This is a genomic window from Streptomyces sp. NPDC079167, from assembly GCF_040686735.1.
Taxonomy (GTDB): domain Bacteria; phylum Actinomycetota; class Actinomycetes; order Streptomycetales; family Streptomycetaceae; genus Streptomyces.
Genome location: NZ_JBFBLO010000027.1, coordinates 1 through 13,789, shown reverse-complemented (window position 1 = coordinate 13,789; position 13,789 = coordinate 1). Strand labels below are relative to the sequence as shown.

Sequence of the window (13,789 nt, the reverse complement as noted above, 5' to 3'; positions counted from 1 at the left end):
GAGGGTGCCGCCCGGTCACCGGGCCTCGACCCGGGGGCGGCGTGGCCGTTGCCGGCCCTCACCGTCGGTGAGGATGCCCCACCGCCCGCAGGGACGGGCTCGCTCGCCCGTTGCCGGTCCGCGCCGGGGCGGCGCGGCCTCAGCGGCGGCCGCCGAGCCGGCCCTCCAGTTGCACCAGCAGCTCGCCGAGCTGTCCGCTGAGGCCGCTGCGGGTCTCCTCGTCGAGTCCGGAGAGCACCGACCGCTCGTACGCGAGCTGTTCCGGCAGCAGACGGTCGACCAGGTCCCGTCCCGCCTCGGTCAGCCCGACGTGGGCGACCCTGCGGTCCCTGGCATCGCTCCGGCGGCCGATCAGACCGGACTCCTGCAGGGCGCGCAGCCGTTTGGTGACGGCGGCTCCGGACGAGAAGGTCTCCCTGGCCAGCTCGCCCGGCGTGAGCTCCCGGTCGGTGCGCCGCATGGCGCCGAGCAGATCGAATTCGGCACGGGTGAGCCCCGCGGCCCGCAGGGGGGCGTCCTCGGCCTGCTGGAGCAGGGCCGCGCAGCGGTTGATGCGGCCGATGAGTTCCATCGGTCCCGTGTCGAGCCCCGGGTTGACGGCCTGCCACTGCCGTACCACCGAGGCCACGATGTCGTCGGTCACACCGCTCCGTTCGCCGGGGGCAGGGTGATCAACCCCTGCCGTTGTGCTGTCGCCGCGAGCGTACGGTGTCCCGCCTGCTCGGCCGCCAGCAGCTCTTCCTCGGGCAGGGCGCGCTGCCACCACTCGCCCGAGGCGATGTCACTCGCGTCGCGCAGCTCGACGAGGGAGGCGGTCAGCCTCCTGCGCGCCGTTTCGAGTGCGAGGGCGTCGGCTGCCGGGTCGGCGACCGCCCGTTCGGCGCGGTCCCGGGCATCCGCTGCCGCGGCGAGGGCCCGTTCCACGCGTCCGGACGCCCGGCGGTTGGTGACGGCGATCGCGGCGAGGAAGCCGACCGCGACACCCACGAGGGTGTCCAGGGCACGGTCGGCGATGAGCTCACCGGCCGGCTGGAACCCGCCGAATTCGAGGATCAGCAGGGCCATCGGGGTGACGGCGATGGAACCGAGCCAGTAGTTACGGGTGATCAGGGCCTCGGCCGCGAAGTTGAAGAACAGGACGCACAGGACGAGGACGAGCGGGCTGATCCGGGCGAGCGGGATGACGGCAGCGAAGACCAGCACGCCGAGAAGGTTGCCGACGGTCCGCTGCAGGGCCCTGCTCCACGAGAGGGTGAGGTTGGGCTGGTAGACGGAGGCCGCGGTCACGATGGCCCAGTACGGGTGCCCGACGCCGAGCGCCGAGGACACGTAACCGGCCAGGGCGCAGCCCACGAGCGTACGGAAGGCGACGGGCAGCACCGGGGAGCCGGGGCCCAGTGCGCGGAGCAGCCTGTGCCGGGCCTCGCGCCGGCCGCGCCGCATCCGCTGTCCGGCCCGCTCGGCGTCGATCCCGAAGAGGTGTTCCACCGTGCCGGGCGCGGGGGGCGGGCTGGGCACGGGGCCGCGGGCCCGGGTCCCCACCGCCCACCGGCGGAGCTCGTCGGGGCCGGCGCCGGGGACCCGCCCACCGGACGCGGTGGTGGCGAGGGCCCGCTCGGCGTGGACGACCAGCCGTTCGAGCCCCTGGCGTACGGGGGTGGGGCGTCCGGCGGCGAGCAGCGACTGCCAGGCGGCCTGGACCGCCGTGGCCGCGGCGTGCCGGGTCCGGGCGTCGGGGCTCGCCGCGTGCGCCGCGGCGGCGTCGAGTGCGCGGGCGGTGGCGAGACGCTCGGGGCCCTCCCTGTGCCACAGTGCCGGGCCGGCGGTGACCAGCCAGGAGAAGGCGCCGGCGGCCAGCATCAGGGCCATGTGCCCCGGCACCTGGCCGAGCTCCTGGGGGGCGAAGAGCGCGGCGGACGTGACGAAGGCGAAGATCACGTTGCCGGGCGGGCCGATGCGCGTCGCGTCGCAGAAGGTCTTCTGCACGGCCGCGAGCAGCGCGCCGACACCGATCAGCAGGGCGGTCGAGTCGGTGAGCGAGGCGGTCACCAGCGCGACGGCGAGACCGGCCGCCATCCCGAGGATGACGCGGAGGACGGTGTGGGCCCTTCGGGCGTACGGCAGGTTGTGTCCGTAGAGCGCGCAGAGCGACCCCGCCATCGTGTACATGACGAGGTCGAGGCGGTCGAGGGAGTACAGCAGCAGGTTCGGGACGGCCGAGGCGACCACCACGCTCAGCGCGGGCTTGTACCAGATCTCCGCGGGGCTGTTCAGCCTCAGGACACCGGCGAGCGGCAGTTTGTGGACGGATGGCTTCCGGGTTCGCACGGCTGTATCACTCACCCATTTACTTTAGCAGGTGTTACACACGTAAAAGACCTGTCGGCCGCACCCGGCCGTCTCCGGTAGCCGCCCTCTGCGCGCGGCCCTAGCGTGCTGCACAACAGCGTAGGAACGCGACGGTCGGCGCGCCTCGGGAGGAAACCGCATGAAGCCCAGTGAACCGGTGCCCGGTGGACCCTGCTGGGTCGAGCTGGGCACCTCGGACGTGCAGGCCTCCCAGACGTTCTACGCGGGACTCTTCGGCTGGCGCTCCGAGACCGATCCGCGGCCGGAGGCGGGCGGCTACACGACGGCACGACTCGGTGAGGACGCCGTCGCGGCCTTCAGCCCTCTCTACCGGCCGGGGCAGCGGCCCGGCTGGACCGTCTCCTTCGCCGTCGAGGACGCGGACGCCACGGCCGACGCCGTGCGCTCGGCCGGCGGCACGGTACTGCTGGGACCGATGGACGTCTTCGACCAGGGCAGATTCGCCGTGGCCGCCGACCCGTCGGGCGCGGTCTTCTCGCTCTGGCAGGCCCGTGCCTTCCGGGGCGCGGGGCGCCTGAACGATCCGGGGACCCTGGGCTGGGCCGAGCTCCGCACCCCCGATCCGGGGAGCGCCCTCGCCTTCTACCCGTCGGTGTTCGACTGGACGGTCAGCAGCTCCGCGCACTTCACCCACTGGGGCGCGGACGGGGCCGACTTCGGCGGCATGAAGGTGCAGGACGACGACGAACGGGCCGATGCGCCACCGCACTGGCTGCCCTACTTCACCGTGTCCGACACCGAGGCCACCGCCGCCCGGGCCCTGACCGCGGGCGGCGAGCCGCTCGCGCCCCCGACGCACATCCCCGGCGGGCCCTGGGTCGCGGTGCTCCTCGACCCGCAAGGGGCGCGGTTCGGCATCCACACGCCCTGAGGTGCCCCGCCGTCACCGCCGGGCGGGGTGCGCGGCCTCCTCCGGGGTCCGGAAGGCCTCGGCCGCGTCCGCCACCCGGCGCATGAGACCGAAGAGCGTCTCCTGCTCCTCCGCGGAGAGCGGACCGAGGAAGACCTGGTTCATCCCGACCGTGCGCAGGGCGAGCCGCCGGTGGATCCGCACACCCTCGTCGGTGAGCCGGAGCAGGAAGCGCCGCCCGTCGCCGGGGTCCCGCACCTTGTCCAGCAGCTCCCGGCGCAGCAGCCGCGTGATCACCTCGGCGACGGTGGACCGGTCGAGGCCGACCCGTTCCCCCACCGTCCGCTGGTCCAGGCCGGGTTCCGCGGTCAGGGCGTTGAGGACGGCGAACTGGGGCGAGGTGATCTCCTGGGAGACCATGCTGTTCCAGAGCAGGTGATGCGCCTGCTGAAGACGCCGGGCCAGATGCCCGGGGTGGGTGCTCAGGTCGACCGCCTGCACGGCACCGCCCCTCTCTCTGACGGCCGTCGGCCGTCGGCTCCGTCGGCTGGGATGCCGAGATGGACAGTGTACTGAGGGTCTTGACCTCAACAGTGAGCCCTGGGTAGCTTCATGGCCATCGCTTTTTACTCAGTGCACTGAGCATTTCAGCAATCACGGAGCCGTGACATGACCGCACGTGACCTTCCCGCATATCCGCTGCCCGACGGGATGAGCCAGCAGGAGATCGACTCCGAGGTGGCCAGGGCCCAGGCGGCCGCCGAGCCGGGCGCTCATCACCCGCCGCGCGACTATCCCCCGTACCGCAGCAGCCACTTCCGCCACCCGCACCGCTCGCTCATCCCCGTACGCGACCCGGAGGCGGTGGAGCTGTCCGGTCCGGCCTTCGGTGTCAGCGATGTGACCGCGCTGGACCGCGATCTCACCGCCCAGCACCACGGGGAGCCGCTCGGCGAGCGCATCACCGTCAGCGGGCGGGTGCTGGACCGGGCGGGCCGGCCGGTGCGGGGCCAGCTCGTCGAGGTGTGGCAGGCCAACGCCTCCGGGCGCTACGCCCACCAGCTCGACCGGCACCCGGCTCCGCTCGACCCGAACTTCACCGGCTTCGGACGCTGCCTGACCGACGAGGACGGCGGCTACTCCTTCACGACCGTCAAGCCGGGCGCCTACCCGTGGCGCAACCACACCAACGCCTGGCGCCCCGCGCACATCCACTTCTCGCTGTTCGGCACCTCGTTCAGCCAGCGGCTCATCACCCAGATGTACTTCCCGGGCGATCCGCTCCTCCCCTACGACCCGGTGATCAGGTCCGTCACCGACCGGGCCGCGCGCGAGCGGCTCATATCGACGTACGACCACGGCCTCTCCGTTCCCGAGCTGTCCCTCGGCTACCGCTGGGACATCGTCCTCGACGGACCGTGCGCCACCTGGACCGAGGAAGAAGGCGACGCCTGATGTCCCACCTCCCGACCCCCTCCCAGACCGTGGGGCCGTTCTACGGCTACGCGCTGCCCTTCCCCGGCGGCAGTGAGGTCGCCCCCGCCGGCCACCCCGGCACGGTCACGGTCCACGGCCGCGTGCTCGACGGCCGGGGCGATCCCGTACCCGACGCGATCGTGGAGACCTGGCAGCCCGCGCCCGACGGCTCGCGCGCGGGTCTGCCGGGGTCACTGCGCCGCGACCCCGCGACGGGCAAGGTGATCGGACGCGACGGGGTGGGCTTCACCGGGTTCGGCCGGGCGCCGACGGACGCGGCCGGGCACTGGTTCGTGCGTACGCTCCCGCCCGGCGGCGTCCCGTACCTCTGTGCGGCCGTGTTCGCCCGCGGCCTGGTCCACCACCTCTACACCCGTGTGTACCTTCCCGATCTGCTCGACGGGCTCACGGAGGCCGATCCGCTCCTGGAGTCGCTGGACGCGGAGCGGCGCGCCACACTGATCGCGACACGCACGGACCCCCGCACCTACCGCTTCGACATCCGTCTCCAGGGTGACGACGAGACGGTCTTCCTGGAGTTCAGCTGATGCACGAGAGCGACGCCGGTCTCCTCGCACCCGGACGGGCCGGCTCCGCCGCCGAGACCGCCACCGGCGACCACGCCTTCCTGCGGGCGCTGCTGGACGCCGAGGCGGCGCTCACCCGCGCGCAGGCCGCCTCCGGGCTCGCCCCCGCCGAGGCGGGACGGGCCGTCACCGCGGCGGCCGTTCACGGCGGGTTCGACGTACGGGAGCTGGCGCTGCGGGCGCGGTCCGGCGGCAATCCGGTGATCCCGCTCGTCGCCGCCCTCACCGCGGCCGTCGACGAGGACGCGCGCCCGTTCGTGCACCGGGGTGCGACCAGCCAGGACATCCTCGACACGGCGGCGATGCTGGTGGCGTCGCGGGCCCTGGCGCTCGTCCTCGACGACCTGGGGCGGACCGCCGACGCGCTGGGGCTGCTCGCCGCCGCGCATCGCGACACGCCGATGCCCGGCCGCACCCTGACCCAGCACGCCGTGCCGACGACCTTCGGTCTGAAGGCCGCCGGCTGGCGGTCGCTGGTGCTCGACGCCCGGGACCGGGTGCGAGCTGTCCGCGGCACGCTCCCCGTGCAGCTCGGTGGCGCGGCGGGGACGCTGGCGGCCTTCACCACCGACGGAGCGGGCCTGGAACTCGTCGACGCCTACGCACGGGAACTGGGCCTGGCCGAGCCGCTGTTGCCGTGGCACACCCTGCGTACCCCGGTCGCGGACCTGGCCGGTGCGCTCGCTTTCACGGCGGGTGCGCTCGGCAAGGCGGCGGCCGATGTGCTGACCCTGTCGCGTACCGAGATCACCGAGGTGGCGGAGGGATCCGGCGGCGGCTCCTCCGCGATGCCGCACAAGGCCAACCCGGTCCGTGCCACCCTGATCGCCGCCGCGGCGCGACGCGCGCCGGGGCTCGCGGCCACGCTGTACGGCTCGCTCACCGCCGAGGACGAACGGCCCGCCGGGGCCTGGCACGCCGAATGGGAGCCGCTGCGCGACCTGCTGCGCCTGGTCGGCGGGGCCGCGCGGGACGCGGCGGAACTCGCCGAGGGGCTCCAGGTGTTCCCGTCGGCCATGTGGAGCCACCTGGAACTGACCGGCGGGCTGATCGTCTCGGAGCGGCTGGCCGCCGTCGCCGCCGCACGGGTGGGACCCGCCCGCGCCAAGGAGATCCTCACCGAGGCCGCCGGCCGTGCCCGTGAGGGGGGCGGACCGCTGGCCGAGATCCTCGCCGGGGAGCCGGCCTTCGAAGGGCTGGACCTCGCGGAACTGACCGACCCCGCCCGTTACACCGGCTGCGCCGGCCCCCTCACCGACCGCGCTCTGGAGCGCCGATGACCATGACACCCGACCGCCTCCTCCACCACAGCGCCGAAGGACCGGCGAGCGCTCCCCCGCTGCTGCTCGGCCCGTCGCTCGGCACCTCCACCGCGCTCTGGGACGGGGTCGCCCCCGAACTCTCCGCCGCGCACCGGGTCGTACGGTGGGACCTGCCGGGCCACGGCGGCTCGCCGGCCGGTCTGATCGGCCCCGGGGCGAGGATCGCCGATCTGGGCGCCCTGGTCCTGGATCTGGCCGACTCGCTGTCCCTGGACCGTTTCTCGTACGCCGGGGTGTCGCTGGGCGGAGCCGTGGGCCTCTGGCTCGCAGTCCATCACCCGGAGCGCGTCGACCGTCTGGCCGTCGTCTGCTCCTCCGCGCACTTCGGCGACCCGGGGGCATGGCGGGAGCGTGCGGCTCTCGTACGCACCGAGGGCCTCGGCAAGGTGGCGGAGAGCGCGGCGGCCCGCTGGTTCACGCCCGGCTTCACCGAACCCCGGCTGCTCGACGATCTGCTGGGCACGGACCCCGGGGCGTACGCCGCGTGCTGCGACGCGCTCGCCGACTGCGATCTGCGGCCCGGACTGTCGGACGTACGGGCGCCGACGCTGGTCGTCGCGGGCCGCGAGGACCCCGCGACGCCGCCCGCGCACGCCCGGGAGCTCGCCGACAACATCCCCGGCGCCGCGCTGACCGAACTGCCGGGCGCCTCCCACCTGGCTCCCGCCGAACGTCCGGCGGCCGTACGGGAGGCGCTGCGCGCCCATTTCGCGTCCCGGGAGCCCGGGAGCGGGACGGCGGTGCGCCGCGAGGTCCTCGGCGACGCGCACGTGGACCGGGCACAGGCTGCGACCACGGAGTTCACCGCGCCCTTCCAGGACTTCATCTCCCGCTACGCCTGGGGCGAGATCTGGACCGACCCCACGCTGTCCCGGCGCGAACGCAGCCTGATCACGCTCACCGCCCTGGTCGCCCACGGCCACCACGGCGAGCTGGCGATGCATGTCCGCGCGGCGGTGCGCAACGGGCTCAGCCCTCGCGAGATCGGGGCCGCGCTCCTGCAGACGGGGGTCTACTGCGGGGTCCCGGCGGCGAATTCGGCGTTCGCCGTGGCTGAGCGGGTGCTGGCGGAGCTGGCGGAGGAGGAGCGGAAGGGGACGGCGCAGGCCTGAGACCGGGGCGGCGGCCCCCGCGCGGATCAGCCGAGACCGCGGGAGTCCTGCTTGAGCGCGGTGTCCACGGTCAGCGCCGTCGCCACGACGAGGCTCAGCAGCGGTTCGGGGAGCTGGTAGTGGATCTGCAGCACGTAGTTGTCCGCCGTGGTGAACATCGTCTTCGCCAGGCCTTCCCAGGTCTTGGTGATCCTGGCGATCTCGGCGTCGTTGTGGTCGACGATGGCGAAGTTCCACGCGCGCCAGTTCTCGGCCTTGATCGCACCGATCTGCCGGCCGTCGGCCATGACGGCGAAGTTGATCTTGCCGATGGCGTTCTGCTGGACGATCTCACCCACGGGCTGCCCGTCCGGGCGCTGGACGACGACCCGGGACTTGATGAACTTCGCCGGGCGGGTCAGGAGCAGCTGCGGCTGCCCGTAGGCGTCGCGGATCTCCAGGCGGTGCGTGAGGTACTGGTCGACGCTGGAGACGAACCTGAGCACCTTGCGCACGGAGCTCTGGCCGACCTGGACGACCGAACCGAGGGTGTTGCCCTGCTGGTCGAAGACGCTGTACTCGTTGGTGAGCTCGATCAGCTTGGCCTTCTGGTTCACGACCAGGACCTGCTGGTCGAAGAGCGTGCCGCCGCCGGGCCCGGCCTGCTGGGGAGCGGCCTGCTGCGGGCTTGCCGCCTGCTGGGGAGCGGCCTGCTGCGGGCTTGCCGCCTGCTGGGGGGCGAACTGCTGGGCGGGGACCTGCTGCTGCGGCGCCGCGGGGTTCGGCTGAGCGGCGTACGGGTTGGCGACCGGGGACTGCGCGGCCTGCGGCTGAGCGGGGGCCTGGGCCGGGTGCGTGTGCTCGGTCCACCGGGAGCCGTCCCAGTAGCGCAGCAACTGGGGCGCGCCGTGGGGATCCGGATGCCAACCAGCAGGTACGTTCGATTGCGTCGTCACCGGGGCACACTATCCTGCCAATCTGTGGGCCGACTCATTGAAGTTTCACACACCATCTACGATGGCGGCGATGACCAGAGCGAGCGTGTGGACCGAAGGGCGACGGAGCGGCAGAGGCCTGCCCGCCGCCCCGGTCTGGGCGCTGATGCTCGTGGCGGTGTTCTTCTGCTGCTCACCGGCGGCCACGGCCTCGCCCCGTGCCGAGGCACCTTCCGCGACGGCCACGAGGGCCTTCACCCCCGTGCCCTCGGCTGCCGCGTCGGTCGTGGTGGCCGACGCCCCTGACGAGCGCGGGATCGGCAGTTCCTGTCACGGGACGGCGGACCACTCGACGGCCGTCGTGCTGCCCGGTCACCCCGCTCCCGTCGCCCTGCCCTGCCCGTCGGCGGCGCTCCGTACCGCCCCGCTCACCGGTGCCGCGGCCATCCGTGGCCCCGCCAACGACAGCGTGGGCGCTGTCGACCATCTGCGTCTTCAGGTCCAGCGGATCTAGGCCTCCCGTTCCGATCCACCCTCCGCGCCGTCCCCGGCGCGCGGGAGGTGGCTCGTCCGTGTGCCCGTTCCCCCGCGTGACGCGCCGTCCGCGCCACGCGATCCGCCGAACCCGAGGACCAGACATGGCTTCCCCCAAGAACCAGAACACCGCCGCCGCCGCACGCCGCGCCAAGCTCGACGAGGCGCGTCGCAAGGAGCGGGCCCGCGAGCGCCGCAGCCGCATCATCACCATCACCGCGGCCGTCGTCGTGGTCGCCGGCCTCGTCGCCGGCGGCGGCTACCTGATGTCGGCCGCCGACGAGCAGGACAAGGCCGAGGAACAGGCCAGGACGTCACCCGTCACCGGCGAGAAGTCCTGGGACGACCTGACCCAGGAGCATGTCCAGACGCCCGTCGACTACCCGATGAACCCGCCCGTCGGCGGTGATCACAACCCGGTCTGGATGAACTGCGACGCCGACGTCTACACCGAGGCGATACCGAACGAGAACGCCGTCCACTCCCTGGAGCACGGCGCCGTCTGGGTCACGTACAACGACAAGGCGAAGGAGGCGGACGTGAAGGCGCTCTCCGAGCGGGTCGCCAGGACGCCCTACTCCCTGATGAGCCCCGTGAAGGACCAGAAGGACCCGCTGATGCTCAGCGCGTGGGGCAAGCAGCTCACCGTGAAGAGCGCCACCGACGCCCGCGTGGCGCAGTTCTTCACCAAGTACGTCCAGGGCGCGCAGACCCCCGAGCCGGGCGCCGCCTGCTCCGGCGGGGTCGCCAAGTGACCTCGTCCGCGCGTGTTCCGCGTTCGCTGGCGTGGTCGGGAGCCGCGGTGTTCGTCGTGGCCGTCGGGCTCGTACTGCTGATGGTCGTACGGCCGTCGGCGGCCTCCCCGTCGGGCTCCGGGGCGCCCGGTGGCGTCCCCGCGGAGAGCTCGGCCGATGTGGGGTTCGCCCGGGACATGTCGGTCCACCATCAGCAGGCGGTGGAGATGGCGTTCGTCGTCCGGGACCGCACCGAGGACGAGGACGTGCGCCGTCTCGCGTACGACATCATCAACACGCAGGCCAACCAGCGGGGCATGATGCTGGGCTGGCTGGAGTCCTGGGACCGGCCCAAGAGTTCGGACCGGCCGCCGATGGAGTGGATGGGCCACCCGGTCACCCCGTCCGACGGGTCCCTGATGCCGGGCATGGCGACGGACACCCAGCTGGAGGCGTTGCGCGCGGCCCGGGGCAGGGACGCGGAGGTGCGCTTCCTGCGGCTGATGACCGTCCACCACCGTGCGGGGGCCGACATGGCGCGGGCGGCCGCCGGTTCGGCGGGCACGGACGAGATCAGGGACCTGGCTGCCGGGATGGCCCGTGCCCAGGAGTCGGAGATCTCGCTGATGGCGGACATGCTGGAGGCCCGGGGCGCGCGGCCCTGAGCCCCCGGGGCGGGTGACGGGCGGGTCCGGTGGCACACGTCGCCGGCCCCGCCCGCCCCCGCGAATTCACCTGGCGCCCATGTCCCCCTCATGGACACGACACCGGGGCAGCGCTCACCCGCCCGACACTTCCTGACGAGTCATGGACATGTCCCTCTCACGACAGGAAGCATCCGTGCGCATGCACCGCTCCCCCTGGCCGGCGGCAACCGCCCTCCTCGGCACGGCACTGATCACTCTGGTCCCGCTGTCCCCGGCGCACGCACAGTCGCTGCCGTCCGTCGGCGCGACGGCCGAGACGGCCCCGCTGTACGACGACGAGGCGGGCGGCAACGCCGACGCCGACGACCCCGCGATCTGGCGCAACGACGCCGACCCCGGGCGCAGCCTGGTCGTCGCGACCGCCAAGGAGGGCGGGCTCCGGGTCTACGGTCTCGACGCGTCCCTGGTCCAGTCGGTCCCGGCGCCGGCACCCGCCACGGAGGACGACGCCCCCGGCAGGTTCAACAACGTCGACCTCGTGACCGGGCTCCGCACCCCGTCCGGTCGCGCCGACGTGGCCGTGGTGAGCGACCGGGGCAACGACCGCCTCCGTATCTACCGCGTCGACCCGTCGCAGCCGGGCGGCCCGCTGAAGGACGTGACGGCCCCTGACGCCGCCCCTGTCTTCTCGTCGGACCAGGCCGAGATCAACGAACAGCGGACGGCCTACGGCCTCGCGACCTGGCAGGACCGCTCCTCCGGGCGGTCGTACGCACTGGTCAGCCGCCGCAACACCACGGACCTCGCGCTGCTGGAGCTGCGGCCGACGGCGACGGGCACAGTGGGCTACCGCAAGGTACGCACCTTCTCGCTCCCCTCGTCCTTCCGGCTCCCGGACGGCACCGCGTGGACGCCGTGCGGCGAGCCGGGCGAGCTGCCCCAGGTCGAGGGCATGGTCGTCGACCCGGACGACGGCACGCTCTACGCCGGACAGGAGGACGTCGGTGTCTGGCGGCTGCCGGCCGCGCTGAACGGGCGCCCGGTCCTGGTGGACAAGGTGAAGGAGTACGGCGTGCCGGGGACGTACGACCCGGAGACCGAGGAGTGCGCCCCCGGTACCGACCCGGGCTTCGGCGGCAAGCGGCTGGCGGCCGACGTGGAGGGCCTGACCCTCTTCCGGGAGTCCGGCGGCGACGGCTACCTCATGGCGTCCGGCCAGGGTGACAACAGCTTCGCGCTGTACGACCGCGAGGTCTCCGAGGACAACGAGTACGAGGGCGGCTTCCGCGTCACCGCCGTGTCTGCGGACCTCGACGGCAGCGAGGAGTGCGACGGCGCCGCGGTACTCAACGCACCGCTCGGCTCCCGCTACCCGCACGGGCTGCTCGTGGTCCAGGACGGGCACGAGACGTCCGCGTCGGGCGATGAGGAGGGCCGGGAGGCGACCGGCTTCAAGTTCGTCGACCTGGGCGCGGTGACGGACGCGGCGGACATGTAGCGCCCTCGTACCGCGAGCGGGGTCCCGAGGGGCATCACATAGGCTCGTCGACGATATGAAGAGCTACCTCACGCCCCTGGGGTCCAAGGCCGACAAGGACACCGTGCGGCGCCACAACCTGAGCCTCGTGCTGCGCGCCGTGCGGGACGAGGGCGAGGCCGGCGAGGCGACCCGGGCCGGAGTGTCGGCCCGGGTCGGGCTCACCCGCGCCGCGGTGTCCTCCCTGGTCGAGCAGCTGCTGGACAGCGGCTTCGTGACCGAGTCGGGCAAGACGTTCAGCGGTCAGGCCGGGCGCCCCGGCACGGCCCTGAAGGTGGCGCGCACCGGGCCGGCCGGGCTCGGCGTGGAGATCAACATCGACTACGTGTCGGTGTGCGTCGTGGACCTGGCGGGCACCGGCCGGGTGCGGCAGACCGAGCACCTCGACAACCGCGGGGCCCCGCCGGAAGAGGTGCTGGCCCGGGCGGCGGCGATCGCGGCCCGCACCCTGGACTCGGCGCGGGAGCAGGATCTGTACCCGGTCGGCACGGCGCTGGCGCTGCCGGGGCTCGTCTCCGGCGGTTCGGTGCGCCAGGCGCCGAACCTCGGCTGGAACGAGGTCGCCGCCGAGGAGCTGTTCGCCGAGGCCCTCGCCGGACTGCGTCCCGGCACGGCACCGCTGCCCGTGCGCTCGGAGAACGAGGCGAATCTCGCGGCGCTGGCCGAGCTGTGGTTCGGCGGACTCGACGCGGTCCGCAGCTTCCTCTATCTGACCGGCGAGATCGGTGTCGGCGGAGCCCTCGTACTCGACGGCGAACTGCTGCGCGGCGCCCACGGTTTCGCCGGGGAGATCGGGCACGTGGTGGTGGACCCCGCGGGCCCGGAGTGCCGCTGCGGCTCGCGCGGCTGCCTGGAGCAGTACGCCGGCCAGTCGGCCCTGCTGCGCGCGGCCGGCATCGACGGGGCCGCGGGCGGGGCGGCCGGAGTGATGGAGCTGGAGCGGCGGGCGGGGGCCGGTGACCCCGTGGCACTGGCCGCCGTGGCCGACGCCGGCCGGATGCTGGGTCAGGTGCTGTCCGGCGCGGTCAATCTGTTCGACCCGGACGCGGTGGTGCTCGGCGGGATATACCGCGGGCTGATGCCGTGGCTCTCGCCCCCTGCCGACGACGAGCTGACCGGCCGTGTGGTGTCCGGCCTCTGGTCCCGGGGCGGCGGCCGGCTGCGCGCGTCGTCCGTCGCCGGTGACGCGGCGCGGGGCGCGGCGGCGCTGGTGGTGCAGGACGTGCTGGCGGACCCGGTGGCGTACGCCCTGTCCGCGCCCTTGGACGCCTGACACCGGGTCCTGCCGCGACCCCGGGACCCGGCGGTGGTGCGTCACCGCCGGGCGCCGGGGGGTGGGGTCAGCGGACGCCGATGAGGTGTTCCATGGCGAGCTGGTCGAGGGCTTCGAAGGCCATGGAGCGTTCGGCGGCGGCGGTGGCGTCGAAGTCCTCGTAGGCGGTCCTGTCGGCGAGGAGGGCCTTGAGGCCGTCGTCGGCGGTGGGGCGGGCGAGTTCGTCGAGGCGGGAGGCGGTGAGGGCTTCCTGGACGGCGGGGTCGGCGCGGAAGGCGGCGGTGCGCTCCTTGAGGATGAGGTAGTTGCGCATGCAGTTCTTCGCGGATTCCCAGACGCCGTCGATGCCGTCGGTGCGTACCGGCTTGAAGTCGAAGTGGAGGGAGCCGTCGTAGCCGGCGCTCTCCAGGAGGTCGACGAGCCAGAAGGCCTG

Annotated in this window: 14 protein-coding genes and 1 pseudogene; 10 read left to right on the top strand and 5 right to left on the bottom strand. The window is 73.4% G+C overall.

Features of this window, described 5'->3' with window-relative positions; genetic code table 11:
* Positions 1–139: 139 nt before the first annotated feature.
* The gene (locus tag AB0P41_RS34215; RefSeq protein WP_356716747.1) at positions 140–643 is read right to left on the bottom strand and encodes a MarR family transcriptional regulator; all 504 of its coding nucleotides are present in this window, start codon (positions 641–643) and stop codon (positions 140–142) included.
* On the bottom strand, positions 640–2,343 hold the full coding sequence (locus tag AB0P41_RS34210; protein ID WP_356716745.1) for an FUSC family protein: 1,704 nt from the start codon (positions 2,341–2,343) through the stop codon (positions 640–642). Before AB0P41_RS34210 ends, AB0P41_RS34215 begins: the two co-directional genes overlap by 4 nt.
* A 145-nt stretch (positions 2,344–2,488) precedes the next feature.
* Between AB0P41_RS34210 and AB0P41_RS34205 the strand changes: the two genes are divergently transcribed.
* Entirely contained in the window at positions 2,489–3,241 is a 753-nt protein-coding gene (locus tag AB0P41_RS34205) for a VOC family protein (RefSeq protein ID WP_365936006.1), read from the top strand.
* 12 nt (positions 3,242–3,253) lie between these two features.
* Here the strand turns inward: AB0P41_RS34205 and AB0P41_RS34200 are convergent, their stop codons facing one another.
* Positions 3,254–3,721 carry a MarR family transcriptional regulator gene (locus AB0P41_RS34200; RefSeq protein ID WP_356716741.1) on the bottom strand — a complete coding sequence of 156 codons (468 nt, stop codon included), beginning with the start codon at positions 3,719–3,721 and terminating at the stop codon, positions 3,254–3,256.
* A 210-nt stretch (positions 3,722–3,931) separates the two neighbouring features.
* Here AB0P41_RS34200 and pcaH point away from each other — a divergent pair, with 210 nt between their 5' ends.
* Genes pcaH through pcaD form a run of 4 tightly spaced genes read left to right on the top strand, consistent with a single transcriptional unit; the run spans position 3,932 to position 7,717 of the window.
* Positions 3,932–4,675, top strand: coding sequence for a protocatechuate 3,4-dioxygenase subunit beta (gene pcaH / locus AB0P41_RS34195; protein ID WP_356716789.1), 744 nt, complete (start codon positions 3,932–3,934; stop codon positions 4,673–4,675).
* Positions 4,675–5,244 carry a protocatechuate 3,4-dioxygenase subunit alpha gene (gene pcaG, locus AB0P41_RS34190; RefSeq protein ID WP_365936005.1) on the top strand — a complete coding sequence of 190 codons (570 nt, stop codon included), beginning with the start codon at positions 4,675–4,677 and terminating at the stop codon, positions 5,242–5,244. Before pcaH ends, pcaG begins: the two co-directional genes overlap by 1 nt.
* On the top strand, positions 5,244–6,563 hold the full coding sequence (gene pcaB / locus AB0P41_RS34185) for a 3-carboxy-cis,cis-muconate cycloisomerase (RefSeq protein ID WP_365936004.1): 1,320 nt from the start codon (positions 5,244–5,246) through the stop codon (positions 6,561–6,563). The genes pcaG and pcaB overlap by 1 nt, the downstream gene beginning before the upstream one ends.
* A 2-nt stretch (positions 6,564–6,565) precedes the next feature.
* Entirely contained in the window at positions 6,566–7,717 is a 1,152-nt protein-coding gene (gene pcaD, locus AB0P41_RS34180) for a 3-oxoadipate enol-lactonase (protein ID WP_365936032.1), read from the top strand.
* A 26-nt stretch (positions 7,718–7,743) separates the two neighbouring features.
* On the opposite strand, the gene AB0P41_RS34175 is transcribed toward pcaD, so the two are convergent.
* Positions 7,744–8,652, bottom strand: coding sequence for a phospholipid scramblase-related protein (locus AB0P41_RS34175; RefSeq protein WP_365936003.1), 909 nt, complete (start codon positions 8,650–8,652; stop codon positions 7,744–7,746).
* A 61-nt stretch (positions 8,653–8,713) separates the two neighbouring features.
* On the opposite strand from AB0P41_RS34175, the gene AB0P41_RS34170 reads away from it, so the two are divergent.
* The 5 genes from AB0P41_RS34170 to AB0P41_RS34150 all read left to right on the top strand — a co-directional run bounded on the left by AB0P41_RS34170 (position 8,714) and on the right by AB0P41_RS34150 (position 13,356).
* Positions 8,714–9,145 (top strand): hypothetical protein, encoded by a 432-nt coding sequence (locus AB0P41_RS34170; RefSeq protein WP_365936002.1) that lies wholly within the window; start codon positions 8,714–8,716, stop codon positions 9,143–9,145.
* Between the two features lie 124 nt (positions 9,146–9,269).
* Positions 9,270–9,920, top strand: a complete 651-nt coding sequence (locus AB0P41_RS34165) for a DUF3105 domain-containing protein (RefSeq protein ID WP_365936001.1) — start codon at positions 9,270–9,272, stop codon at positions 9,918–9,920.
* A complete protein-coding gene (locus AB0P41_RS34160) occupies positions 9,917–10,564 on the top strand; it encodes a DUF305 domain-containing protein (protein WP_365936000.1) in 648 nt (215 codons plus the stop codon). The genes AB0P41_RS34165 and AB0P41_RS34160 overlap by 4 nt, the downstream gene beginning before the upstream one ends.
* A gap of 175 nt (positions 10,565–10,739) precedes the next feature.
* A complete protein-coding gene (locus AB0P41_RS34155; RefSeq protein WP_365936031.1) occupies positions 10,740–12,044 on the top strand; it encodes a phytase in 1,305 nt (434 codons plus the stop codon).
* A 55-nt stretch (positions 12,045–12,099) separates the two neighbouring features.
* On the top strand, positions 12,100–13,356 hold the full coding sequence (locus tag AB0P41_RS34150; protein ID WP_365935999.1) for an ROK family protein: 1,257 nt from the start codon (positions 12,100–12,102) through the stop codon (positions 13,354–13,356).
* 67 nt (positions 13,357–13,423) lie between these two features.
* Here the strand turns inward: AB0P41_RS34150 and AB0P41_RS34145 are convergent.
* Positions 13,424–13,789 (bottom strand): annotated as a pseudogene (locus AB0P41_RS34145) (xylose isomerase); the annotation flags it as partial.